Genomic DNA, 24,021 nt, shown 5'->3' on the forward strand with positions numbered 1-24,021 from the left:
ATCACTCCTGTTATGGTTGCTCTACCGCAATACGCGGTGCGTTAAGTTCCTGAATAAGCTCATCAAGGGACTGTAAAATATTGCTTGCCCAAAAGCGTCCTTCATTGGTCAGGCGCAGACAGGTGCTGGCATCGCGCGTCAGGCCAGCCTGGTGCCATTGGCTCAGTAAGGGGAGTAGTTTCTGAGCATGAGGCGTGAGTTCATCCAGCGGGACGCGGGCTGTTTCAATGCCTGCCTGTAGCGTATGTCGCCACTGGAAACCGCGCTCGGCGGTACGCATCATCATCATTAGCGGCTTTTTCCCGGCGGCAATGGATTCATGCCAGGTGGTCAGATTGCGTTCGACCATCCAGGAGTAGCCATTAACCGATCCTCCCGCGCCAGAGCCAAACGCCAGGCAGTCGGCCCCCTGTTTAATCAGCAGGTTGTACAGGTTGCGCTCGCGCGTTGTACGCGCCCAGTGGCTGTTGCTGATGCAGCGCCAGCCCGCGTTATCCATAAATTCACAGCCCTGTAGATAGAGATCGCGGCGCTCGGCTGGGGAGGGCACGGTCGTACGTCCGGTGTCAACCGCTTTGCCAAGAGGGGTATTAGGAATGAGGTTTAGTGCATAGAGGTCAACACCGTCGAGACCGATATCACGTGCGATTGCCAGATCTTCGCCCCACAGTTTTGCGTCCTGTCCCGGCAGACCAAACAGCAGATCGCATACCACGGCAGCACGATCCCGCTGAACCAGCCCTTGCATAAATGCAATGGCGGTTGGGCCATCTGAGGTTCGGGCCATTTTTTTGCGGATCCGACTATTAAAAGACTGAATACCGATCGAAAACCGGTTAGCCCCGGCATCCAGGCAGGCATCGATTCGGGCATCGTCAAAGTTGAGTACCCGACCTTCAATCGTTATTTCACAATCCGGAGCCAGAGGTAGCTTTTCACGCAGCGCAGTGATGATTCTGGCCAGATCCCGTGCCGACAGCGCCGATGGTGTACCGCCGCCAAAATAGACGGCGTGAATCGGGGCTGACTGGTGTAATGGGCTGTCGGCCTCCATCTCTATTTCACGCAATAGTGCGTTGGTATAGCGAGTGCAGTGATCTTCTTCAAACCGGTTTTGATAAAAACCGCAGAAAGTACAGTGTGTTGCACAAAAAGGGATATGCAGGTACACCAGTCGTTTACGTGGAGGGACGGTCTGGCTGATGACATTCTGCCAGGTTTGTGACAACAACTCTTTTGCAACAGGGATAGCCCCGCGCCACGGCATCGTGGCGCGGCGATCCTTAAATGGTTGATTTCCCTCCAGAGCAAAATGTGGGGTGAGATCCAGCGTGTCTTGAGTTTTCATACTTCTTTATAAATCCCTTTCGTGTGGCCAGAATTGCTGGTGTAGCGCTTCAACCGCGTCAGCGACGCGAGGACCCATGCCCAGGATCAGCGCCTGGTCTATCGTCACAATGCGCTGATTTTTCCAGGCGGCGGTGCGGGTAATACCGGCAATAGCGCTGAGACGATTAAGATCGCCATCCACCATTTGTGACGTCACGACGATGACCTGCGGATTTGCGGCAATCAACGACTCTGCGCTGTAGCTTTTATACTGGGCATGTGAGGCGACATTCTGTGCCCCGGCAAGCGTCAAAATGGCATCGGCAACGCTGCCTTTCCCGGCGACCTGTGGCGCGCTGCCACCGGCGGAGAGGATAAACATGGCTTTAACCGGCGCTTTTTTTGCCGCCACACTCTGCTGAACACGATCCAGACGCTGATGAATACGCTTGACCAACGCATCGCCTTGTTCAGGCATTTGCAGTGTTTTTGCCAGCTCATGGATATTGGCGTACATCTGTTCAACCGTGGCCGGTACACGCGGCAAGGTGACAACATTCACTTTTTGTGCCCGCAGTTGATCCAGTACGATCTGTGGGCCAGCGTCCTGCCAGGTGATAAAGCTGTCCGGATGCAGCGATAAAATGCCTTCGCTGCTCAGTTGCTTCCAGTAACCGATATGTGGAAGCGCTGCAGTTTCTGGCGGATAAGAGGTGGTTTCATCGACGCCAACCACGTTGCTCCCGGCACCTATGGCGTAGATCAGTTCGGTCAGCGATCCGCCCGCCGCCACCAGACGTTCGGCGGACTGCGCGTTGAAGATGCAGGCGAGGCTCAGTAAACCAATAATGAGTTTCTTCATTGTCAGAAATTCCACGCAAAGCCAACCGCCGCATTGAAACCCGCTTCCGGAATAGATTCATGTGCGGTTCTGTAACGTTTATCGGTCAGGTTATTGAGTGCCAGATTGACCTGATACTGATCCTGCGGACCGAATTCGGTATTGAAGGCGAGATTAAGCGTTGCCCAGCCCGGATAATTTATTTCCGTACTTCCGGTGTTATCTTTGGCGCTGGAGGCCGCGCGGATAAACACATCTGAGGTCACGTTAGCGGCATTCAGCAGCAAGGTATGTTTCAGACCCACGCGTCCAGTCAGTGTTGATTCGCCGGTATCCCAGGTTTTCATGGTGTCGCCTTCACACTGGCGGCGAATAATGTTGCCGCTCAGATAGGGGGAAACTGCCCATCCGTTGTACTCTGCGCTTAACTCCATGCCCCAGGTTTTGGCGCGATCGATGTTGTCGTAGTAGAAATAGCCTCCTCGTGAAGAGTTGCTATTGCCGTTGCACACGGGGTTGCCGGCACAAGCCAGGCTGGCGATATAGTCTTTGGCTTCTGAATAGTAAATCGCGCCGTCAATCAGCCACATCCCCCCTTTATAACGGGCTCCCAGCTCATAGTTATTGGAGTGTTCCGCTTTCAGGTCTGGATTACCGTAGGTGACGCTGCCACCCGCAGATGTCTGCATAAACAGCTGAGTGAGCGTCGGGAAGACATAACCCTGCGCATAGGCTGCACGTAGCTCGAGATCTTTAAAGCCGGAATAACGCAGGCTGGTAGAGGTGACCAGTTCATCGTCATGTACTGAGTTTCCTCCTGCTGATTGCCATGTGGTCCCGCTGCTTTGCGTCGTTTGCGTATCGTTACGATTGAGTTTTGAAGAGAGCCAGTATTGGCGAGCACCAACGGTCCACGTCCAGTTATCGGCAAAACGCCAGTCGTTTTGTGCAAACAGAGAGGTGTTGCTTTGTTCGGCTTCAATATGAGATAGCGTCCGGGTTTGTATATCAAAGTAGCCGGTCGCCGCCGTCTGACGCGTATTGCCGTCTGTGTCTTGTTTCACTTTGTCGTGTTGATACTGAGTACCAATGACCAGTTCATTGTTCGCCGGAAGGGAGAAATTACCCTGAAGCGTGACACCCTGGGTGTATTGTTTATCGTTGGTATTGGTCTGATTATTCACCGTCAGCGCTTTGATCGATGGGCTGGGAATAACCTGAGTGGTTTTGACCCGGTTCTCAAACTTACGCTCTATCGTCTGATTGTATGCGTCAATATGGATTTTCTTCAGGTAATCCCCGTCTGCCGCATAGTCATAGAACAGACCTACTTTTTCGCGTTCCAGTTTAGGTATTTTGACGCTGAAGTCGTCGAACTGACCTTCCGGATCGTTAAACCAGGTTTGTGTGGACAGTTTGTAACGGTCGAGTGACAGACCGATTTTATGGCGATCGAGGTTATAGCCAAGCCAGACGCCCTGGCCGTTATTGCGGAAGTTGGTATTCGATAACCTTCCGTCAGGCGTATCGCGATCGCCCTGATCGGAATAGCTACCATTGATACGGTAATCAAAATTTTCAATGCTACCCCAGGCGGCTGCCGATTCTTCCCATCCTGCCGTCGCGGAGTTGTAGACTGCTTTAATGCTCCCGGCAAGGGGCTTATCGCCGCCTTTTTTCGTAATAAAGTTCACCACCCCGCCAATAGCCTGCGAACCATAGAGTACGGAGTAGGGGCCTTTGACAACCTCAATACGTTCCAGGGCTGATTCGTCAATAAGCAGGCCAGCGCCGTAGTTTTGACCGGCGCGCTGGTAACTGACGACCTGACCGTCTATGAGTATCAGTACGCGTGAAGAGGCTTCACCGCGGATGCGGATTTGTTTTCGTCCCGCAAGGGCGTTATCAGTGACTTCAACGCCGGGTATATCCTTTAAATCGTCGGCAATAGAAACGTTGGTGGAGTTTTGCAACGTCTGGCGGTCAATAACCTGAATCGTCGCCGGGCTTTCCCAGAGACTGCTTTCCGAACGGTTTGCCGTGACGATCACCGTGTCGTCGGCTGATGCTGATGTGTGTGTGGTCGTAGTTGTCGATGCTGAAACAGCCCCTGAAACACATAATGTCAGAGCTGAAAGAATAAACGGCCTTTGGCTAATCCGTGGCAACATAAGAGAACCTTTTATTGAATGTTAATGATCATCATTATCATTCGCGTTTGTATATAAAATTGTATCCAGATGTTCAATATCAAAGGTGTAAAACCAATGCATCTTTTGATTTGAATCAATTTTGTATCGTTGATGCGGGTGGAATTGTGATCGGGATGGCGCATAACCTTGTGAATAGGCTGGCTTTTTAAATTAATCGTTGATGTACCTGTTGGGGCGTTTCGCCGGATAAGGGATTACTGCAATCTGGGCTATAATGTGGCTCTGCATTGAGAGAGCTGTGGGGGATGATGTGAATATTAGTGATGTGGCGAAAAAAACCGGATTAACCAGTAAAGCTATTCGCTTTTATGAAGAGAAAGGGCTGGTGACTCCGCCGCTGCGTAGCGAGAACGGATACCGCACTTATACCCAGCAACATCTGAATGAACTGACGTTGTTGCGACAAGCGCGGCAGGTTGGGTTTAATCTCGAAGAGTGCGGTGAGCTGGTGAACCTGTTTAACGATCCGGCACGTCACAGCGCAGATGTAAAAAAACGTACTCTCGAGAAGGTGGCTGAAATCGAACGGCATATCAGCGAATTACAGGCGATGCGGGGACATTTGCTGGCGCTGGCAAACAGTTGCCCTGGCGATGACAGCGCCGAATGTCCAATTATTGATAATCTCTCCGGCTGTTGTCATCACAAAGCAAAGGTTTAGCGGCGAGAGGGATTGAGCATAAATACTACCGTACCGCGATACCACGGGGATTTTTCAAGCTGAGCTTCAGCCTGCGGATCCCGGCTACCGTTTTGCACCAGCCCAAGCTTAAATGGTATGCGTAACCGGATGAGCGCGGGCAAATACGCCTGATAATTTGCCACAGTGTGACGTCCCTGATAGCTCTGAACTACCAGTTCATCGACCGGCAATGCGTTCAGCGTGGCGATATCGCCGGTTTTCGCCCAGTCCAGCAGCCCGGTAACGCCAAGGGCGAACTCTGGCGGTAACTGTTGGCGAAGCTGACGCAGAAAGTGAGCGTAATCCGTGAGCTGATGAGTTGCGGCGTCAAAATCAACCTGCAAACCGACGACGTGATTCCCTGCAGACTGCCAGCGTTGCAACAGCCGTATGATACGCGCCGGAATCTCTTCCGGCACGTCGAGGGTGGTGAAGCGTACGGTCAGCCAGATTGTTGGAAATGTCAGACGACTGACCGGCAAGCCGAGCCGCTGAAAGATTACTTCCCCTGACTGAGCGACTACTTCACCCTGATGCAAATAGACCGTTTGCGCGTTCTGGAGTTCGTTGCTGGCTTTCACTCCTGACCACAACCAGAAGGCCGGATGGTCGCGGGCGGTGACAATTTCCGTAGCCTGTACCTGTCCGGCCAGCAGCGCAGCTACCAGTAATATTTGAGTTTTTGCGCCCACGGGCTTCCTGGATACTGTGTCTTCAGTTGCGTGAACCACTCTTTACGCTGTGATTTATCCACCTCTGCGCCACCGCATTCGTTCGAACCTGATGGTGCATAGCACATGATGGCGCGATACAACGCAAAGCTTTTATCCTCGAGTTCCGCTTTTGGTGCAGCAATAACCTGCTGATAGTAGCGCTGTCTGTCGTACTGACCGAACGGTTCTTTACGTGAAATTGCCACTTCCAGCACATCATTGCCTGTACTGTTTGCCCACAGATCAACACGGGTTTGCGTGGTACGGAAAAACTCACCCAGACAGTTCAGAGCGTGGGCATCATCCGCTTTTTTGCTTAGCACTGTGACTGTTTCAGTCAGGCTACGGCATGCGTAACCGGCCTGAGCGGCATCGCCGTTCCAGTCAAAGGTGTTCAGATTGACATCAGCAAACGCATCTGCGGATACCGGTTGCGTAATTGCGCTGGCAAGTTTTCTGTCATTCAGCCAGTCGCCAAAGCGATTCTCGGTTAAATCCCGCACCAGTAGCGTATGCAGCGCGATGGTACGCTCTTCGTTATTTGGTCCGTGGGTTGCCTGCTGGCGCAGTAGTTCAGGAGAGGCTTGTGTTTTCAGCACCTGTGAACGAAAACGCAGGTTTGTAACCATGCTGTTCGGGGCGAAAACTGCCGCCACATCGCCGCTGTAGACCAGCGTTGCCGCCAGTTTAGCCTGCACATATTGTTGCTGTTCGTTATTCTGGCTATGTTTCAATAGTTGCTGCCAGAACTCACGCGCCGCAGACCACTGCTTTTGCCCCATCAGTGCTTCGCCATAAAGCACTTGTTCGCTGAAGGCGAGAGTGTCGTTTGCGGGGAGTTTCTGCGCCGGGGTTACTGCCTGAACAATGGCTGTGTAGTTGCCAGTCGCCATCCACAGATTTAGTTGCAGGTTGTGCCACAGCGGCAGTTTTCCGCTCTTCTCGAAAACGGGCTTGCTGGCGTCGAGCTGCGCCTGAGTCAGTGTCGGTTTGTCGTCGTTGTTTAGTCGCAGGGCGCGCAGCAGTTCGATATAGCTGACCCATGGGGCGTCAGGGAAGGTCTCAACTGCAGATTGCTCCAGGAACTGCATGCCAAAAACATTATCGTATTCGATGACCGCGCTACGCAGTTGCGGTGCGTCGGCTGCCTGCTGGAAGCCTTGCTCATACAGTGTTGCCAGCGGCGCCCACGCTTGCAAATACCAGTTAATACGGCGCAGCATACCGCGCGCAGAATCGGCGTAAAGTCCCTGCGGGAAGTGTTGCAGATAAGTTTGTGCCAGAGTCTGTGCCTGAGCGGCATCCTGGCGGTTGATTCTGGCGATATCAAAATCACCGTATTCACCGACGCTGTTCTGACTACTTTTATTCAGCGCCGTGCGCATCAACATGTATTGCGCGGTTTCTGCCAGCCACGGACGATCGCTGGTGGCAAGCTGCGTGAAATTCTGTTCCGCATTGACGTAGTCGCCTTCATAGAAACGCGCGGCGGCGATCAGATAGGTTTTATACTGTTGGGCGGATGAATCGGCTGGGATTGAGGTGAGGGAGGACGTAATCTGCTCGCCGGTCGCGCCGGACAATAACCCCAGCCGCGCCCGGGCTAACGCCTGGCGTTGTTCAACCGTTAACGAGGTATCGGCCAGTAGCGCGGCAAAAAACTGACTGACGCTGTCCCTGTTATTTGAAACATGGCGGTTTTCATTCTCAGTGCCGTCGGCATTTATCTCTTCGGCGGCGATCTGCAGCTTGTCCATCTGGCGAGCAAGCGTGTCATCTGCACGTTGCTCCGGCGTAGCGGCGGCTGGTGACGTGATTTCATCCCACTGCGGGTGATACGCAAAATAGAAATCGCGGGAGCGGGTGATATCTTCAGGCATCGACTGAACGGGCAGGGCGAATGATTTTTCCTGGCTTAACAATCGCAGCAGGTTATCCCGGCTGTCGTTTTGCGGGCTGAATACCGGGATACCTTTTAGCAGACAGTGGTCATCACTCCATTTGCAATCTTCCATATCAAAAGAAGCAAATGCCTGAGGGGCTCCTGCCAACAATGAACAAAGGGCTAGAGCGAGGGATGTCTTCCTGACCATAATCTTATTTCCTGTATGATTTATTGTGATACGGCTTTGATAACCAGGGTGATACCCTCAATGGCAACCACTTCGACCTGCGTACCGGCAGTCAAATTATCGTTTGCACTGACCGGCCAGGAGCTGTCGCCAACGCGCATGTGCCCGCGACCATTCACCAGCGTGGTCTCCAGAATAAACCGGCGACCGACCAGCTGCTGCCCGCGCTGATTGAGGTGGCTGTCAGCTGGTTTCTGCTCCTGTACGCGCTTTGCCAACCACTTCCACCACAGCCAGGCTGCCAGCAACGTTAACAAGGCGAACATCGCACCCTGCCACGCCCAGTCGAGCGGAAGTAGCCAGACCACCAGACCGGTGATCACCGCTGCTACGCCGCTCCACAGCAGATAACCGTTACCGCCCAGCATCTCGGCGGCCAGTAACAGACCACCGAGGCTAAGCCAGAAGATATGTGGGTGAACCAGAATCATCGCTATCATGATTTTTTCCGTTCGCTGGCGCTGTCCTTAATTAATTCGCTGATGCCGGCAATCGAGCCCATCAGGCTGCTGGCGTCCAGTGGCATCATCACCACTTTACTGTTATTTGACGAACCGATTTGTTGCAGCGCTTCGGTGTATTTCTGAGCCACGAAGTAGTTCACCGCCTGAATATCCCCGGCGGCAATCGCCTCCGAAACCATCTGAGTTGCGCGAGCTTCGGCTTCGGCGGAACGTTCGCGCGCTTCTGCCTGTAAAAACGCGGACTGGCGTTCACCTTCCGCTTTCAGTATTTTCGACTGCTTCTCACCTTCCGCTTTGACGATCTCCGCCTGGCGGATCCCTTCGGCTTCAAGAATGTAGGCGCGTTTGGTACGTTCCGCTTTCATCTGGGCGTTCATCGCGTCGATAAGTTCAGCCGGTGGGCGTACATCGCGGATCTCAATACGGGTGATTTTGATGCCCCAGGGATTGGTGGCTTCATCAACGATATGCAGCAGACGTGTGTTGATGTTATCGCGCTGGGAGAGCATTTCATCCAGCTCCATGGAGCCGAGAACGGTACGAATGTTGGTCATGGTCAGGTTGATGATCGCCAGTTCAAGATTACTGACTTCATATGCTGCTTTCGGCGCGTCGATTACCTGAATAAAGCAGACGGCATCAATGGCAACATTGGCGTTGTCTTTGGAGATAACTTCCTGCGACGGGATATCGAGAACCTGCTCCATCATATTGATCTTACGACCAATTCTATCCATGAAGGGCACCACGAGACTTAAGCCTGGCTGCAGGGTTTTGGTGTAACGGCCAAAACGCTCCACTGTCCACTGGTATCCCTGCGGGACGATTTTGACGCCTGCGCCGACGATTACCAGCGCGACAAAAATGAGAATGGGGATAAAAATGAGCATTGATGAAACCTCCTGTTGTGCTGTCCTTTACTACCTGATTAATCAAATTATACCCGATTAATCAGGGTGGGCTCCCCTATAATAAATTACAGGGATATATCCGTCATACTTCAAGTTGCTTGTGCGTTAGCTACGTTCGTTCACCCCAGTCACTTGCCGCCTTCATGCAACTCGAATTATTTTGGGTATAGACTGTCTGCACGAAAGATGTAAAAAAGGGATCTGTAATGGAAGAAAGCAGAATGTTGCTTCAGTTAAAAAATGTCGCCTGGCAGGCGGGAACGACGAAAATTCTCAATAACATCAGTTTTAATCTCAACGCCGGGGAATTTAAGCTGATTACCGGTCAGTCCGGCTGCGGTAAAAGTACGTTACTGAAGATTGTGGCGTCGTTAATTAGCCCGAGTGCCGGTGAGATTATTTTTGAGGGAAAGGAGATAACTACCCTCAAACCCGAAGCTTATCGTCAGCAGGTTTCTTATTGCGCGCAAACCCCCGCTTTGTTTGGCGATACTGTCTACGATAACCTTATTTTCCCGTGGCAAATCCGCAATAAACGCCCTGAATCTGATACGTTTCTGGCCGACTTGGCCCGCTTTGAACTGCCTGAGGAGATCCTCAAAAAAAATATTAATGAACTCTCCGGAGGCGAAAAACAGCGTATCTCATTAATTCGCAATTTGCAGTTTCTGCCCAAAATCCTGTTGCTGGATGAAATAACCAGCGCACTGGATGAGGCCAATAAACGCAACGTGAATGAATTAATTCACCGTTACGTTCGCGAGAAAAATATCGCAGTGCTGTGGGTTACGCACGACAAAGATGAAATTAATCATGCGGATAATATCATTACCCTTCAGCCGCATGCCGGAGAGATGCAGGAAGCAAGCAATGAACGAGCATAATATTACCAATGAATCACTGGCGTTAGCGATGATGCTGGTGGTAGTGGCGATACTGATTAGTCACAAAGAAAAACTGGCGCTGGAAAAAGATATTCTCTGGAGCGTTTGCCGGGCGGTGATCCAGCTTATTATCGTCGGCTATGTGCTGAAATATATCTTTGGCGTTAACCACAGCATTCTGACTCTAGTGATGGTGCTGTTTATCTGCGTTAACGCTGCGTATAACGCGCAAAAACGCAGTAAATATATTGATAAAGCCTTTATCTCGTCGTTTATCGCCATTACGTCGGGAGCGGGAGTGACGCTGGCAGTTCTGGTTCTGTCCGGTTCCATCGAATTCGCGCCAATGCAGGTGATCCCAATTTCCGGCATGATCGCAGGTAATGCGATGGTGGCGGTCGGGTTATGTTACAACAACCTGGGGCAGCGGTTTAACAGCGAGCAGCAGCAAATCCAGGAGAAATTGAGCCTCGGTGCCACGCCGAAAGTGGCGTCTGCGCCGCTTATTCGCGACAGCATTCGTGCGTCATTGATCCCGACGATCGATTCAGCGAAAACTGTGGGACTGGTGAGCTTACCAGGGATGATGTCGGGCTTGATCTTTGCTGGTATCGATCCGGTAAAAGCAATTAAGTATCAGATAATGGTGACCTTTATGCTGCTTTCTACCGCCAGCCTGTCGACCATTATTGCCTGTTATCTCACTTACCGGAAATTCTACAATTCGCGCCACCAACTGGTGGTGACGCATTTGAAAAAGCCGTGATGTGATGCCGGATGCGTTTTTTCTAGGCCCGATGAGCGTAAGCGTCATCGGGCAAAATCACGCAGATTAGTACAACAACGCGTACAGCTGGCGACGATATTTCGATGCCAGCGCATCACCGGTTCCCAGCGCAGCGAGAATTTCCTGGAAGGTCTTACGTGCCTGACCGTCTGCGGCCGCAAGATCTTTTCTCAGGTGGCTGAACAGCAGTTCCAGCGCCTCTTCGTTACGTCCGACCTGGTGCAGTTGTAACGCCAACTGTGCTGCCAGTGCCGCATCCTGAGGGTTGCTCGCTACTCGCTGCTGTAACTGCTGGATTTCCGGCGTATCTGCCGCTTGTTTCAGTAGTTCAATCTGCGCGACCAGCCCCTGATAACGGGTGTCCTGATCCTGTAACGGAATGGTTTTCAGTACCGCTTCGGCATCCTCCGAACGGTTAAGCGCGATTTGTGTTTCTGCCAGCAGCAGGCCGATTTCGCTGCTTTGGTTAGATAACTGCCAGGCTTCTTTCAGCAACGGCAGCGCTTCGGCGTGATTGCCGGCTTCAATAAACTCAATGGCCTGGCGCGCTTTCAGCTCCTCTTCACTTGGGAGCACTTTATCGAGCAGTGCGCGAATGACTTCTTCCGGCTGCGGCCCCTGGAATCCGTCTACCGGCTGACCGTTCTGGAACAGATATACCGTTGGGATAGCGCGCAGGCCAAACTGGGAGGCGATCATCTGTTCAGCGTCGCAGTCCAGTTTGGCGAGAATAAACTGACCGTTGTACTGCGCGGCAAGACTTTCCAGTACCGGCGTTAGTTGCAGACAATGCTGGCTACGTTCAGACCAGAAATAGAACAGGACCGGTGTGGTCATCGACAGCTCAAGGGTCTGCTGCAGGTTAGATTCGTTAATATTGACAATATTTTGTACGGACATGGAGTCACTCTCTATTCGTCTATTTGTTTTTACATGGGGGCAGACGTGCTGGCTTCAACTCAGCCCTGTAAAATTTTGTCCATTACGCGACCTGGCAACAGGCGTTTCAGCAGCATAACTGCCCAGGTCACCAGGGTGACGGGGTAGCGCAGTTTCGGTTTATCACTTTCAAAAGCATGGCGCACTTTGGCGACAACAGCCTCTGGGCCCAGCGTAAAACGCGCGGCAATGCCGGGGTTTTCGACAGGAGAATCGCTTTGGGTCTGGTTAACGTTTTCGGTAAAACGGGTACGTATGGGGCCGGGTTCAATCAGGCTGACCTTGATTCCACTGTGGCGTAGTTCCATGCGCAGTGCATCGGACCACGCTTCCAGTGCGTATTTACTGGCGGCGTACGCCCCACGTCCAGGCGTGGAGATTAATCCCATTACTGAAGAGGTCATCACAATCCGCCCTTCGCCATGCGGTAACATGGCAGGCAGCAGGCGCATAGTGAGCTGATGCGCGCCAAAGAAGTTGGCGGAAAACTGTTGTTCCATCTGTTCACGGCTGATAGTGGTCAGCGGACCATACACGCCGTATCCTGCGTTGTTAAAGATCCCATACAAACGATTATCGGTCAGGGCGATCACCTCATCGGCAGCACGATCCACACTTTCTGGCGAATCCAGATCCAGCAATATGCCGGTGAATCCCATGCCATTCATACGTGCGACATCGTCAGGCTTACGGCAGGCTGCCAGAATTTGAAAACCCTGGCGCTTTAGCTCAAGCGCGCTTTCCAGGCCGATACCGCTGGAACATCCTGTTATTAAGACCGATTTTTGCATAACTTTACCTGTCAGGATCTCCGTTGATTTACGAGTCGTGGTTAACTAAAGGAGTGAGTTGTTTCGCCATCCAGTCGGCAATAAACGGCTGGGCGTCACGATTTGGATGAATACCATCATCCTGCATCCACTGGGGTTTCAGATAGACCTCTTCCATAAAAAAGGGCAACAGAGGAATATCAAACTCTTTGGCAAGCTTTGGATAAATAGCGCTAAAGGTTTCATTATAACGGCGACCGTAGTTTGCCGGCAGACGAATTTGCATCAATAACGGTTCGGCATTCGCGGCCTTCACGTCCTGCAATATTTTGCGCAGAGTCTGTTCGGTTTGCTGAGGTTGAAACCCGCGTAGTCCGTCGTTGCCGCCAAGTTCTACCAGCACCCAGCGAGGCTGATGCTGTTGCAGTAATGCGGGCAGACGGGACAGACCCTGTTGTGAGGTGTCGCCGCTAATGCTGGCATTCACCACAGATGTTTTGGTTTGCCATTTATCATGGAGTAGCGCTGGCCACGCCGCGCTGGCTGACATACGGTATCCGGCACTCAGGCTGTCACCCAGAATTAATAACGTGTCCGCTGCGGCGGCGCGGAACGTTAACAGGACCAGGAACAGGAAGGGCAAATGCCAGCGGAAAACATTGTTGAAGTTCATCATCTTAAGAAATCCGTCGGTCAGGGTGATCACGAGCTATCCATCCTTACCGGAGTTGAACTGGTTGTCAAACGCGCCGAGACCATTGCGTTGATTGGCGAGTCGGGCTCGGGAAAATCGACACTGCTGGCAATCCTCGCTGGTCTGGACGATGGCTCTGGCGGAGAAGTCTGCCTGGTGGGACAGCCGTTGCATACTATGGATGAAGAGGCCAGGGCACAACTGCGGGCGAAGCATGTCGGTTTTGTTTTCCAGTCCTTCATGTTAATTCCAACCCTGAATGCGTTGGAGAACGTTGAGTTGCCCGCGTTATTGCGGGGGGAAAATAGCGGGAAAAGCCGCGACGGTGCGAAAGCATTGCTTGAGCAACTGGGGTTGGGGAAACGTCTCGACCACCTTCCTGCTCAACTCTCAGGCGGTGAGCAGCAGCGCGTGGCGTTGGCGCGGGCGTTTAACGGGCGCCCTGACGTACTGTTTGCCGATGAGCCAACAGGCAACCTGGACCGACAAACCGGAGACAAAATTGCCGATCTGCTGTTTTCCCTCAACCGTGAACACGGCACGACTCTGATTCTGGTGACTCACGATCCGCAACTGGCGGCACGCTGTGACAGGCGTTTACGTCTGGTGAACGGGCAGTTGCAGGAGGAGGCATGATCGCACGCTGGTTCTGGCGCGAATGGCGCTCACCTTCATTATTAATCGTCTGGCTGGCGCTGAGTCTGGCGGTGGCCTGCGTGCTGGCGCTGGGCAACATCAGCGACCGTATGGAAAAAGGGCTGAGTCAGCAAAGTCGCGAGTTTATGGCGGGTGACCGGGCGCTGCAAAGCTCGCGGGAAGTGCCAACATCATGGATTGATGAGGCGCGTCAACGTGGCCTGAAGGTGGGCGAACAGCTGACCTTCGCTACTATGACCTTTGCGGCCGATACTCCGCAACTGGCGAACGTCAAAGCGGTGGATGACGTTTACCCGATGTATGGTAATTTGCAAACCAACCCTCCGGGACTCAAACCACAGCCAGGATCTGTACTGCTGGCTCCGCGCCTGATGGCGCTGCTCAATTTAAAAATCGGTGATTCCATCGATGTTGGTGACTTCACCCTGCATATTGCCGGAGAAGTGGTACAGGAGCCAGATTCCGGCTTTAACCCGTTCCAGATAGCGCCGCGCCTGATGATGAATATGGTGGATGTTGCAAAAACTGGCGCGGTCCAGCCGGGAAGCCGCGTGACATGGCGTTATAAATTTGGCGGTACGCCGCAGCAACTGGAAGGGTATGAGCAATGGCTGTTGCCGCAGCTAAAGCCGGAACAACGCTGGTACGGGCTGGAGCAGGATGAAGGGGCGTTAGGGAAATCGCTCGAACGCTCGCAGCAGTTCCTCCTGTTGTCGGCGTTGCTAACGTTGCTGCTGGCGGTTGCCGCCGTTGCGGTGGCGATGAGTCATTATTGCCGCAGTCGGTACGATTTGGTGGCGATTTTGAAAACGCTCGGTGCGGGCAGGGCGCAGTTGCGTAAATTGATTGTCGGACAGTGGCTGATGGTACTGGCGCTGTCTGGCATAACCGGCGGAGCATGTGGGCTACTGTTTGAGCGTGTTCTGGTGGTGTTGCTCAGGCCCGTATTACCCGGCGAATTGCCGCCAGCCAGTCTGTGGCCATGGCTGTGGGCATTAGGCACCATGACTGTTATCTCTCTGCTGGTGGGGCTACGTCCTTATCGTCTGTTACTGGCCACGCAGCCGCTGCGGGTGCTGCGCCGTGACGTGGTGGCAAATGTCTGGCCGCTGAAATTTTATCTCCCGTTGGTTTCGGTTGTTGTTGTTGCGCTCCTCGCGGGGTTGATGGGTGGCAGTATGCTGCTGTGGGCGGTGCTGGCTGGTGCGGTCGTACTGGCGCTACTGTGCGGCGTGCTGGGCTGGATGCTGCTCAATGTGCTGCGTGGCATGACGTTAACCTCGCTGCCGCTGCGTTTAGCGGTCAGCCGACTGTTGCGTCAGCCATGGTCAACGTTGAGCCAGCTCTCAGCCTTTTCACTCTCCTTTATGCTGCTGGCGTTGTTGCTGGTACTGCGTGGCGATCTGCTCGATCGCTGGCAGCAGCAAATGCCGCCGGAAAGCCCGAACTACTTCCTTATCAATATCGCGACTGAACAGGTTGTACCGCTGAAGGGTTTCCTGTCTGAGCATCAGATAATTCCTGAGTCGTTCTACCCGATTGTGCGGGCGCGTCTGACGGCAATTAATGATAAGGCGACCGAGGGCAATCAGGATGAAGCGCTCAACCGTGAATTGAACCTGACCTGGCAGGATACCCGACCGGATCATAACCCGATTACCGCCGGAACCTGGCCGCCAAAAGCTGGTGAGGTATCGATGGAGGAGGGGCTGGCAAAACGGCTGAACGTGAAGCTCGGCGATCGTGTGACCTTTATGGGGGATACCCAGGATTTCAGTGCCACGGTCAGCAGCCTGCGCAAAGTGGACTGGGAAAGTCTGCGGCCTAACTTCTTCTTTATCTTTCCTTCCGGCGCACTGGACGGACAGCCGCAAAGCTGGCTGACCAGTTTTCGCTGGGAGAACGGTAACGGCATGCTGACACAGCTTAATCGCGAGTTTCCGACCGTCAGCCTGCTGGATATCGGCGCAATCCTCAAGCAGGTTGGTCAGGTTCTGCAGCAGGTCAGTCGGGCGCTGGAGGTGATGGTCGTGCTGGTAACTGCCTGCGGCATGTTGTTGCTCCTGGCCCAGGTTCAGGTCGGGATGCGCCAGCGTCATCAGGAACTGGTGGTCTGGCGTACGCTCGGGGCGGGTAAGAAACTTTTGCGTACCACGCTGTGGTGCGAGTTCGCCATGCTGGGGATGGTCTCCGGGCTGGTGGCGGCCATTGGTGCTGAAACGGCGCTGGCGGTTCTGCAAACCAAAGTCTTTGACTTCCCATGGGAACCTGACTGGCGACTGTGGGTAGTATTGCCTTTTTGCGGGGCGCTGCTGCTCTCATTATGTGGCGGATGGCTCGGCGCACGCCTGTTAAAAGGTAAAGCACTCTTCCGACAATTCAGTAATTAATTCATTTCAGTGATGATTACGCACCGGTTTTTATATCGGTGCGTATTTTTTTCTATAGGGCACAAATTGATAACTCCTTGATATTTAACAGCACAAATCAATAAAAAACCGCCAACACGACAGGGTTAATAAAAGTTAATATTTGCATGCTGAATAATTGGCAGGCTATCTATCAAGGTAAAACCATGACTATAAAAAAAACAGCGCTGGCGGTATCGATCGGCGCAGCAGTGGCATTAACGACTTTCGCTTCTCAGGCGGAAATCACGGTCCTGAAACAAGATCCGCAGGCGGGCAATCCGCTGAGCCGTCTTAACTTCACCGTCGGCGGGAGTATTCGTCCACAGTTCCAGAATATGGCTGGCGATGATGGTAAGAATGGATACAAACGTAATGGTTTTGACGGTGGCACGCGTTTCCGCTTTGCTGCTGACTACTATCTGTTTGATGACATCAGTTGGGTGAGCTACTACGAGCTGGGCGTTAACTTCCCGGCCATGTTCAACTGGGATAATCACTACGCTGACGGCGCCAACGATACCACGCGTCGTATGCTGTACACCGGTCTGAAAAGCGCGACCTGGGGTACACTGACCTTCGGTCAACAGAACAGCATTTACTATGATGTGGTCGGTGCGAAAACGGATATCTGGGACTACGACATGATCGGTCAGGCGCCAGGTAACGGTATTAATGGCGACTACGATGGCTCATATCGCACGCGTAAGTCTCTGAAGTATAAGAAAGCTGTTGGGGATGTTGATCTCTACGCTTCTTATCTGTTCAGCGATGATTACAACCCGAATAACGGCCTGCGCTACAAGCGTAAAGGTGGTGGCTCTCTGGGCGTGGATTACCACATCACTGATGACTTAACCTGGGGTACCGCGTGGAACTATACCCGTGCGGAAATGCGCGGCAACAGTAGCAAAACTTACGATCAGAACATCGTTGGTACCGCACTGAGCTGGAAACCGGACAACTGGACCTTCTCGCTGGGTGGCGGCTGGTACCAAAACTTCATGACCACCAAAAAAGTATCGGTTAACGACTACTTTGCTGGTGACGCATGGGGTCTGGAATACTTTGCTGGTTACACATTCCCGGTTGGTCAGTATGCGGTTAAATCCATCCAGCCTTACTTCATGGGCGACCGTATCGAATACGTGAATGGTCGTAACTATCTGCGTACCGACAATGGGTTGGGTATCAGCTTCCAGCTGGATTATGGTTTCCGTGTGGATTACGAACACGTCTTTACCTCCAGCACCGACAACCTGGGCGACATGAACCTGGTGCGTCTGCGCTACGATTTCTAAGAACGCCCTGCTAAAACAGATGCCCGATGGTGCGATGCTAATCGGGTATTTGACCAGGCGCCGCCTATAAGCCGGATGATGCTATCCGGCTTTTTCGTTTTTCAACTATTCATTCCTGAAACTTGCATAAGCGCCTTCCTTACTCATTCAACGACATACTTCGCAACATCATGAAATAATTTCAAGGACAGCAGGCTGTGATCTGTGTCATGTTAAGAATCAGCCTGTTAAGCAGGCCAAAAAAAACAACGCCGCATGAACGGCGTGGGACATTACATCACAACGTTAAAATGGAGAAGTTATGGGATTGCGTCAGAGTTTACGCGTCGCGAGCGGGGTACTGTTGTTGGCCTGTGGATTACAGTTTGCTCATGCGAATAGCGATCCGCACACCATCGTGTTCGGTGTTGCGCCGGGTCCATATGGTGATATGGTGAAACAGGCCATTGCCCCGACGCTGAAAGAGAAAGGCTACAAGGTAGTGGTGCGCGAATTCAGTGACTATGTCCAGCCGAATATGGCACTCTCCAACGGTAGCATTGACGCTAACTTGTTCCAGCACTCGCTCTATTTTGACAAATTCACCGCTGATAAAGAGTTGAAACTGAGCAAGCTCATTGTGGTCCCTACGGCCGGAATGGGTTTTTACTCGCATAAAATCAAAAGCCTGGATGAGCTGAAGAAAGGGGATGTCATCACCCTGTCAAACGATCCGACCAACCTGGCTCGTGGTCTGCGCTTCCTGCAATCAATCGATCTGATCACCATTAAAGACAATATCGATCCGACCAAAGCCTCCGAGCGCGATATTGCCAGCAACCCGAAGGGGTTGATCTTTAAGCCGCTGGAAGCCGCGCAACTGCCGCGTACGCTGGATGGCGTAACCGGGGCGCTGGTCAACGGCAACTTTGCTGTCGCGGCAAAACTGGATCTCTCCAGTGCCATTAAGCAGGAACATCTGGATGAGAACCTGAAAAATATCATCGCGGTACGCACTGAAGATGCGGATAAACCGTTCGCTAAAGATATCGTTGAGGCGGTGAAATCTCCGGCCTATCGTGCGGTGATTGACGATCCGAAAAATATCTACAGTGCCTTCCAGAAACCGGAATGGATGTCGGCAGCCAAATAATCGCTGCGCAAAAGGTTTAACAGGGCAGCGATGACTGCCCTTTTCGCATTTCTGAGGTGGCTATGATTGAGATAGATAAGGTTTGCGTGGATTTCACCGCAGGCCGTGGGCCGTCAACAAGGGCGGTTGATGACGTCAGCCTGCGTATCGGCGCGGGTGAGATATTTGGCATTGTCGGTACCAGTGGTGCGGGAAAGAGTACGCTTTTGCGCACCCTGAACGCCTTAACACGCCCAAGTCAGGGAAGCGTAAAGGTTAACGGAGTAGAAATCTCTGCGCTCGAAGGGGGGCATTTACGTAAGGCCCGCCAGCGTATTGGAATGATTTTCCAACACTTTAATCTGATGCATACCCGAACCGTTGCGCAAAACGTCGCCTTCAGCCTGAAAGCAGCCGGGTGGGAGCGCAGTAAAATCGGACCGCGCGTGACGGAAATTCTGTCACTGGTTGGGCTGTCCGATAAGGCTAACCGTTATCCCGTACAGCTTAGTGGTGGGCAAAAGCAGCGTGTTGGCATTGCCCGCGCTATTGCCAACCACCCGGATGTGCTGCTGTGCGATGAACCCACCTCTGCTTTGGATCTGGAAACCTCAGCCACTATTCTGGCTCTGCTCAAACAGATCAACCAACAGTTGGGGATCACGATCGTGCTGATCACTCATGAAATGAACGTGATCAAATCTATCTGCGATCGTGTGGCAGTTATGTCAGGCGGGAAAGTGGTGGAAACAGGCGAAGTGTTTGATGTCTTTGCCCACCCGCAGCATGCTTTCACGCAGCAACTGGTATCGCATACGCTCAATCTGACGCTCCCGGAACGGCTGCGGGAACATCTGCCCGGTCAATTGCTGAAAATCTTGTTTATCGGCGACTCGGCAGAACAGCCGGTGTTGTCTGAAGTGGCGGTAAAGTTTGGTGTAGCGGTGAATATCCTGCACGGCAAAATTGAGTATATCGGTGAGCGTGCGCTGGGGATCTTAGTGGTGCAACTGACTGCACCGCATAATCCTGGCGCGGTGGATGCCGCCGTGGAACATATTCGTCAACGTACTGCACAGGTGGAGGTGATTCGTGGATGATTTATTGCCGGATTTGACACTGGCGTTCAATGAAACTTTCCAGATGCTTAGCATCTCGACGGTGCTGGCGATTATTGGCGGTCTGCCGCTGGGCTTTCTCATTTTCGTTACTGACAGGCATTTATTCTGGCAGAACCGTTTTGTCTATCTGCTCAGCTCCGTGCTGGTGAATATCATCCGATCGGTGCCGTTTGTGATCCTGTTGGTGCTGTTGCTGCCGCTAACGCAGTTTCTGCTCGGTAATACCATCGGACCGATTGCGGCTTCGGTACCGCTTTCTGTTGCGGCAATTGCGTTCTATGCCCGGCTGGTGGACAGCGCGCTGCGTGAGGTTGATAAAGGAATCATTGAAGCGGCAGAAGCCTTTGGCGCCAGCCCGATGCGTATTATCTGTACGGTTCTGTTACCGGAGGCCAGCGCGGGCCTGCTGCGTGGACTGACGATAACGCTGGTGAGTTTGATTGGATACTCCGCAATGGCCGGAATTGTTGGCGGCGGTGGCGTTGGCGACCTGGCTATTCGCTTCGGTTATTACCGTTACGAAACCCAGGTGATGATTGTCACCGTGGTGGCACTGATTATTCTGGTGCAGGTCGTACAGGTATTTGGCGACTGGCTGGCGAAACGTGCCGACAAGCGTGACAGGCATTAATACGCGCTAATAACAGGCCGGGCAAGCGTAGCTAAGCCCGGCATGCGAATTCTATTACTGCGTCTGAACCCAGTCGGCAACCTCCTGCCATGTGCCGCGAAAAATAATTTTTGCGGCTTTCTTTTCCAGCTGATAGCGATACATCGGATCGTAATATTCGTTGAGTAATGGCACCAGCCAGCCCATGTGACCATCGGTACCGCCATTAGTCTGCTGTTCCGTCAGAGCAACATCGAGCAATGCGGTGAGCTCTGCGAAGCGTTGTAACCCAATACGACGGCGAATAGCGAACAGACCGTGGTGCAGATATTCGCTGTACTCTTGCCAGCCCTGGGTTTCCCCATAAGCTTGCGTAAAATCGTGGTGCATGCGCACAAAATACTCTTCACGAAGCCGCTCGAGACGTAGCTCAAAGGGATCTTCCACTACCGCAATAGACGCCTGGCTCATGCGTTCACGCAAGCATTCGGGCAAATGATTGGCACCAATCATGCGGCCTTCATCTTCCAGCACCCAGCGATGCAGGTCCTGACGGCTATCGGTTTTCAGCATCTCGACTGCCAGCAGATTTTCAAAACTGGCCTGGCTCAGTTGGGGTTCTACCGTGCGACCAAAAGAAGAGCCGCGATGGTGCGCCAGACCTTCGAGGTCCACGCCGTTCGGCTGCAGTTGCACCAACTGCGTTTTACCGCTCCCGGTACAGCCGCCAATTAAGATGATGGGTTTTTGTACCAGTTCTTCGGTCACTTGCATCGCCGCCTGCCGAAGCGCTTTATACCCGCCTGCTATCAATGGGTAATTGATGCCGGATTCGCGCAGCCATTGCTGCACAATATGCGAGCGCTGACCGCCGCGCGCACAGCATAAATATCCCTCAGGATGTAGACGACAGGCATCTTGCCAGGCTTTCATCCGCTGTTGACGGATGTCACCACTGACAAGTTGATGCCCAAGCGCGAGTGCCGCTTCCGGTCCCTGACGCTTGTAACAGATGCCGACCGCGGTACGCTCCTCGTTATCCATTAAAGGCAGGTTAATTGCGCCAGGCATGGCACCTTGTTGAAATTCGACGGGCGCGCGTACATCGATTAAAGGCGTACCGGCGAGCAGAATCGCACGATAGTCCGTTCCATCGTTCATGTTGAATCCTGAAAATACAAAACAGCAATGGAGGGGATTTTACGCGCTGATAGAGGGAGTGGGGAAGGATAAGATCCTTTCCCCGACATTTTATGTGTTACTTCAGCTTACTTTGCGCCCAGATAATCCCACTGGCGTATTCCGGCGGCAGAAGGGGAATGAGTGCTTCCAGCGTTGCGCTCAGGCGAGCGGTATCGCTGTCCGTCAGGTTCAAGTGACCGACCTTACGGCCTTCGCGCACCTCTTTGTCATACCAGTGCAGGTGCACCAGTGGCAACTTCAGCCAGTCGTAGTTCAGGTCAGTACCGATAAGATTCACCATGACCGAAGGATTGTTCACTACCGGCGTGGGTAATGGCAGGTCGGTAATGGCGCGCAGGTGCAGTTCAAACTGGCTGATGCTGGCGCCGTTTTGCGTCCAGTGCCCACTGTTGTGTACGCGCGGGGCCAGTTCGTTAATCAGCAAGCCTTCCGGGGTGATGAAACACTCCATCGCCATTACGCCGACATAGCCCAACTCCTGCATAATGGCGGACAACATCGCTTCAGCCTGTTCCTGCTGTTTCGCATTGGCTTGCGGAAATACCACGCTGGTACGCAGAATGCCGTCCTGATGCAGGTTATGGGTCAGCGGATAGAAGACTGTGCTGCCGTCATGAGCGCGAGCGCCCACCAGCGACACTTCACCTGAGAAGTTTATGCCTCGTTCGACAATGCATTCGCCGTAGCAGTCGTCTGGAAGTTGTTCAGTTTCATTGACGCGTAAACGCCACTGACCACGACCGTCGTAGCCGCCGACACGACGCTTCACGATTGCCAGTTCACCCAGTTTGTCGAATATTGCAGACCACTCGCTATTATCCGCCAGCAGTTGCCACGGCGCGGTCGCCAAACCGAGCTTGTCAAAAAGCTGCTTTTGCGTCAGACGGTCGGCAATAATCGGGAACACATCGCGGTTAACAAACGCCGGATGGCGGGCCAGCTCGCGAGTGAGTGCGGTTTCCGGCCAGCGCTCAATTTCAGCGGTAATCACGCTTTGCTGAAAGGGGACGGCCGCAGGTTCGGCATCCAGGCCAACGGGCCAGACTGCAATGCCCAACGGCTCGCCTGCCTGACGCAACATGCGTCCTAGCTGACCGTTACCAAGTATGCAAACCTGCTTCATGCCGCACCTCGCGGGTCCGGGTTCTCCAGCACCTCATCGGTTTGCGCTTTACGCCAGTCGATCAGACGCTGGTGTAGCGTTTTATCGTGGGTTGCCAGAATTTGCGCCGCCAGCAGTGCCGCATTTGCTGCGCCCGCTTTGCCAATCGCCAGCGTGCCAACCGGAATGCCGCGCGGCATCTGCACGATGGAATAGAGGCTGTCTACGCCGCTCAGGGCAGCACTTTGTACCGGAACACCTAAAACAGGTACCAGCGTTTTCGCCGCAATCATGCCAGGCAGATGTGCTGCACCACCTGCACCGGCAATAATCACCTGATAGCCGTTCTCTTCTGCGCTCTCGGCGAAGCTGAACAGTTTATCGGGGGTGCGGTGAGCAGAGACAACTTCAACGTGGTGCGGGACATCCAGGATTTCGAAGATTTCGGCGGCGAACTGCATGGTAGTCCAGTCGCTTTTGGACCCCATCACGATGGCGACACGCGCCGGATTATTGCGGGAAGACATGCGTCTTAAAACTCCTGTGGTGCGAAACACACTGCTTTCGAGGCGAGAGAGAATAGCATGATATACAAGCAAGGAAAACGGTTGCGCAGCGAAATGTTAACGCCTGGATGTAATCCCCTGGAGGGTTTACTGGGAGATTTTTCATGGTCAAACAGACCGTTACGCTGGGCTGTAGGGAAGTGGCAGATTTTCGATTATTGAAGCATTGGGTTTTGTTATTAGCCGCCGGTCAAAGTGCGTTTCTTCGTTATGTCGGCGAGGAGCGTTCATATATCGGTGGCTTAGTTACTTCTTTCCACTCTTTTTTGAGAAGCGCGTAGATAAAGGTGTCATCGTGGGGCGCGAAGCGGACATTCTCCAGCGGTATCGCTGACAAAAGTAGCAGTGCTAAAGATACCGACCCTGTAAAAACAATTTTTTATGAATAGTGCAACCTGCGGATCGTTCTTTCAGTCGCTCACACGCCACCATGCCTTGATAACACAATTTCGTATTTGGCATCCATTCGCATTCACCGAATGTCGGTACGATAATTCTGCTATTCAAATTGAGCACAGGATCACATTTAATCGCCTTATTACGGTTCAGCATGTTGAACAAGGTATATTTTCCACTACACAAT

At 52.9% G+C, this 24,021-nt stretch carries 22 protein-coding genes; 9 read left to right on the forward strand and 13 right to left on the reverse strand.

Annotated features, from left to right (window positions below; genetic code table 11):
- Positions 1–10 precede the first annotated feature (10 nt).
- From hutW to OGX98_RS08055, 3 genes are read right to left on the reverse strand one after another with little or no spacing between them, the layout of a single operon-like run.
- Positions 11–1,348, reverse strand: coding sequence for a heme anaerobic degradation radical SAM methyltransferase ChuW/HutW (gene hutW, locus OGX98_RS08045; protein WP_045440687.1), 1,338 nt, complete (start codon positions 1,346–1,348; stop codon positions 11–13).
- Between the two features lie 6 nt (positions 1,349–1,354).
- Complete coding sequence (locus tag OGX98_RS08050) at positions 1,355–2,191, reverse strand: heme/hemin ABC transporter substrate-binding protein (protein WP_286595086.1); 837 nt, start codon at positions 2,189–2,191, stop codon at positions 1,355–1,357.
- A gap of 2 nt (positions 2,192–2,193) precedes the next feature.
- Positions 2,194–4,341, reverse strand: coding sequence for a TonB-dependent receptor plug domain-containing protein (locus OGX98_RS08055; protein ID WP_286595087.1), 2,148 nt, complete (start codon positions 4,339–4,341; stop codon positions 2,194–2,196).
- Between the two features lie 292 nt (positions 4,342–4,633).
- On the opposite strand from OGX98_RS08055, the gene cueR reads away from it, so the two are divergent.
- A complete protein-coding gene (cueR, locus tag OGX98_RS08060) occupies positions 4,634–5,044 on the forward strand; it encodes a Cu(I)-responsive transcriptional regulator (RefSeq protein WP_045449474.1) in 411 nt (136 codons plus the stop codon).
- On the opposite strand, the gene OGX98_RS08065 is transcribed toward cueR, so the two are convergent.
- The 4 genes from OGX98_RS08065 to OGX98_RS08080 are packed head-to-tail and all read right to left on the reverse strand — an operon-like array spanning position 5,041 to position 9,264.
- A complete protein-coding gene (locus tag OGX98_RS08065) occupies positions 5,041–5,757 on the reverse strand; it encodes a DUF3142 domain-containing protein (protein ID WP_284097040.1) in 717 nt (238 codons plus the stop codon). The two genes, cueR and OGX98_RS08065, sit on opposite strands and share 4 nt — an antisense overlap.
- The gene (locus OGX98_RS08070; protein WP_286595088.1) at positions 5,727–7,871 is read right to left on the reverse strand and encodes a PA5441 family protein; all 2,145 of its coding nucleotides are present in this window, start codon (positions 7,869–7,871) and stop codon (positions 5,727–5,729) included. The genes OGX98_RS08065 and OGX98_RS08070 overlap by 31 nt, the downstream gene beginning before the upstream one ends.
- Positions 7,872–7,891: 20 nt before the next feature.
- Positions 7,892–8,350, reverse strand: a complete 459-nt coding sequence (locus OGX98_RS08075; RefSeq protein WP_045440699.1) for an NfeD family protein — start codon at positions 8,348–8,350, stop codon at positions 7,892–7,894.
- The gene (locus OGX98_RS08080; protein ID WP_200012240.1) at positions 8,347–9,264 is read right to left on the reverse strand and encodes an SPFH domain-containing protein; all 918 of its coding nucleotides are present in this window, start codon (positions 9,262–9,264) and stop codon (positions 8,347–8,349) included. The genes OGX98_RS08075 and OGX98_RS08080 overlap by 4 nt, the downstream gene beginning before the upstream one ends.
- Before the next feature lie 227 nt (positions 9,265–9,491).
- On the opposite strand from OGX98_RS08080, the gene fetA reads away from it, so the two are divergent.
- Together fetA and fetB are read left to right on the forward strand one after the other, a co-directional pair.
- A complete protein-coding gene (gene fetA / locus OGX98_RS08085) occupies positions 9,492–10,169 on the forward strand; it encodes an iron efflux ABC transporter ATP-binding subunit FetA (protein WP_286595089.1) in 678 nt (225 codons plus the stop codon).
- Positions 10,156–10,935, forward strand: coding sequence for an iron efflux ABC transporter permease subunit FetB (gene fetB / locus OGX98_RS08090; RefSeq protein WP_286595090.1), 780 nt, complete (start codon positions 10,156–10,158; stop codon positions 10,933–10,935). Before fetA ends, fetB begins: the two co-directional genes overlap by 14 nt.
- A gap of 66 nt (positions 10,936–11,001) precedes the next feature.
- Here fetB and OGX98_RS08095 read toward each other — a convergent pair whose 3' ends face one another.
- Genes OGX98_RS08095 through tesA form a run of 3 tightly spaced genes read right to left on the reverse strand, consistent with a single transcriptional unit; the run spans position 11,002 to position 13,338 of the window.
- A complete protein-coding gene (locus OGX98_RS08095) occupies positions 11,002–11,856 on the reverse strand; it encodes a co-chaperone YbbN (RefSeq protein ID WP_286595091.1) in 855 nt (284 codons plus the stop codon).
- Between the two features lie 59 nt (positions 11,857–11,915).
- A complete protein-coding gene (locus OGX98_RS08100; protein ID WP_045440718.1) occupies positions 11,916–12,686 on the reverse strand; it encodes an SDR family oxidoreductase in 771 nt (256 codons plus the stop codon).
- Between the two features lie 28 nt (positions 12,687–12,714).
- Positions 12,715–13,338 carry a multifunctional acyl-CoA thioesterase I/protease I/lysophospholipase L1 gene (tesA, locus tag OGX98_RS08105; RefSeq protein ID WP_048222765.1) on the reverse strand — a complete coding sequence of 208 codons (624 nt, stop codon included), beginning with the start codon at positions 13,336–13,338 and terminating at the stop codon, positions 12,715–12,717.
- On the opposite strand from tesA, the gene ybbA reads away from it, so the two are divergent.
- The 6 genes from ybbA to OGX98_RS08135 all read left to right on the forward strand — a co-directional run bounded on the left by ybbA (position 13,309) and on the right by OGX98_RS08135 (position 20,588).
- Positions 13,309–13,995 (forward strand): putative ABC transporter ATP-binding protein YbbA, encoded by a 687-nt coding sequence (gene ybbA / locus OGX98_RS08110; RefSeq protein WP_045449477.1) that lies wholly within the window; start codon positions 13,309–13,311, stop codon positions 13,993–13,995. The genes tesA and ybbA overlap by 30 nt on opposite strands.
- A complete protein-coding gene (gene ybbP / locus OGX98_RS08115; RefSeq protein WP_286595092.1) occupies positions 13,992–16,406 on the forward strand; it encodes a putative ABC transporter permease subunit YbbP in 2,415 nt (804 codons plus the stop codon). The genes ybbA and ybbP overlap by 4 nt, the downstream gene beginning before the upstream one ends.
- A gap of 185 nt (positions 16,407–16,591) precedes the next feature.
- Complete coding sequence (locus OGX98_RS08120) at positions 16,592–17,725, forward strand: porin (protein ID WP_045449479.1); 1,134 nt, start codon at positions 16,592–16,594, stop codon at positions 17,723–17,725.
- Between the two features lie 301 nt (positions 17,726–18,026).
- Entirely contained in the window at positions 18,027–18,857 is an 831-nt protein-coding gene (locus tag OGX98_RS08125) for a MetQ/NlpA family ABC transporter substrate-binding protein (protein WP_200012250.1), read from the forward strand.
- Between the two features lie 62 nt (positions 18,858–18,919).
- A complete protein-coding gene (sfbB, locus tag OGX98_RS08130) occupies positions 18,920–19,936 on the forward strand; it encodes a virulence-associated ABC transporter ATP-binding protein SfbB (protein WP_045440724.1) in 1,017 nt (338 codons plus the stop codon).
- Complete coding sequence (locus OGX98_RS08135) at positions 19,929–20,588, forward strand: methionine ABC transporter permease (RefSeq protein WP_045440727.1); 660 nt, start codon at positions 19,929–19,931, stop codon at positions 20,586–20,588. The genes sfbB and OGX98_RS08135 overlap by 8 nt, the downstream gene beginning before the upstream one ends.
- A gap of 54 nt (positions 20,589–20,642) precedes the next feature.
- Here OGX98_RS08135 and mnmH read toward each other — a convergent pair whose 3' ends face one another.
- The 3 genes from mnmH to purE all read right to left on the reverse strand — a co-directional run bounded on the left by mnmH (position 20,643) and on the right by purE (position 23,399).
- Entirely contained in the window at positions 20,643–21,728 is a 1,086-nt protein-coding gene (gene mnmH / locus OGX98_RS08140; protein ID WP_286595093.1) for a tRNA 2-selenouridine(34) synthase MnmH, read from the reverse strand.
- Positions 21,729–21,825: 97 nt separating this feature from the next.
- Complete coding sequence (purK, locus tag OGX98_RS08145) at positions 21,826–22,893, reverse strand: 5-(carboxyamino)imidazole ribonucleotide synthase (RefSeq protein ID WP_045440793.1); 1,068 nt, start codon at positions 22,891–22,893, stop codon at positions 21,826–21,828.
- The gene (purE, locus tag OGX98_RS08150) at positions 22,890–23,399 is read right to left on the reverse strand and encodes a 5-(carboxyamino)imidazole ribonucleotide mutase (protein ID WP_045440795.1); all 510 of its coding nucleotides are present in this window, start codon (positions 23,397–23,399) and stop codon (positions 22,890–22,892) included. The genes purK and purE overlap by 4 nt, the downstream gene beginning before the upstream one ends.
- Between the last annotated feature and the right edge of the window lie 622 nt (positions 23,400–24,021).

The sequence above is a fragment of the Citrobacter sp. Cm046 genome, from assembly GCF_030333065.1.
GTDB lineage: Bacteria > Pseudomonadota > Gammaproteobacteria > Enterobacterales > Enterobacteriaceae > Citrobacter > Citrobacter murliniae.

Excerpts from the sequence above, each read along its gene's own strand:
- hutW (WP_045440687.1), bottom strand. The coding sequence starts at position 1,348 with ATGAAAACTCAAGACACGCTGGATCTCACCCCACATTTTGCTCTGGAG.
- OGX98_RS08050 (WP_286595086.1), bottom strand. The coding sequence starts at position 2,191 with ATGAAGAAACTCATTATTGGTTTACTGAGCCTCGCCTGCATCTTCAAC.
- OGX98_RS08055 (WP_286595087.1), bottom strand. The coding sequence starts at position 4,341 with ATGTTGCCACGGATTAGCCAAAGGCCGTTTATTCTTTCAGCTCTGACA.
- OGX98_RS08070 (WP_286595088.1), bottom strand. The coding sequence starts at position 7,871 with ATGGTCAGGAAGACATCCCTCGCTCTAGCCCTTTGTTCATTGTTGGCA.
- OGX98_RS08075 (WP_045440699.1), bottom strand. The coding sequence starts at position 8,350 with ATGATAGCGATGATTCTGGTTCACCCACATATCTTCTGGCTTAGCCTC.
- OGX98_RS08080 (WP_200012240.1), bottom strand. The coding sequence starts at position 9,264 with ATGCTCATTTTTATCCCCATTCTCATTTTTGTCGCGCTGGTAATCGTC.
- fetA (WP_286595089.1), top strand. The coding sequence starts at position 9,492 with ATGGAAGAAAGCAGAATGTTGCTTCAGTTAAAAAATGTCGCCTGGCAG.
- fetB (WP_286595090.1), top strand. The coding sequence starts at position 10,156 with ATGAACGAGCATAATATTACCAATGAATCACTGGCGTTAGCGATGATG.
- OGX98_RS08095 (WP_286595091.1), bottom strand. The coding sequence starts at position 11,856 with ATGTCCGTACAAAATATTGTCAATATTAACGAATCTAACCTGCAGCAG.
- OGX98_RS08100 (WP_045440718.1), bottom strand. The coding sequence starts at position 12,686 with ATGCAAAAATCGGTCTTAATAACAGGATGTTCCAGCGGTATCGGCCTG.
- ybbA (WP_045449477.1), top strand. The coding sequence starts at position 13,309 with ATGCCAGCGGAAAACATTGTTGAAGTTCATCATCTTAAGAAATCCGTC.
- tesA (WP_048222765.1), bottom strand. The coding sequence starts at position 13,338 with ATGAACTTCAACAATGTTTTCCGCTGGCATTTGCCCTTCCTGTTCCTG.
- ybbP (WP_286595092.1), top strand. The coding sequence starts at position 13,992 with ATGATCGCACGCTGGTTCTGGCGCGAATGGCGCTCACCTTCATTATTA.
- OGX98_RS08120 (WP_045449479.1), top strand. The coding sequence starts at position 16,592 with ATGACTATAAAAAAAACAGCGCTGGCGGTATCGATCGGCGCAGCAGTG.
- OGX98_RS08125 (WP_200012250.1), top strand. The coding sequence starts at position 18,027 with ATGGGATTGCGTCAGAGTTTACGCGTCGCGAGCGGGGTACTGTTGTTG.
- sfbB (WP_045440724.1), top strand. The coding sequence starts at position 18,920 with ATGATTGAGATAGATAAGGTTTGCGTGGATTTCACCGCAGGCCGTGGG.
- mnmH (WP_286595093.1), bottom strand. The coding sequence starts at position 21,728 with ATGAACGATGGAACGGACTATCGTGCGATTCTGCTCGCCGGTACGCCT.
- purK (WP_045440793.1), bottom strand. The coding sequence starts at position 22,893 with ATGAAGCAGGTTTGCATACTTGGTAACGGTCAGCTAGGACGCATGTTG.
- purE (WP_045440795.1), bottom strand. The coding sequence starts at position 23,399 with ATGTCTTCCCGCAATAATCCGGCGCGTGTCGCCATCGTGATGGGGTCC.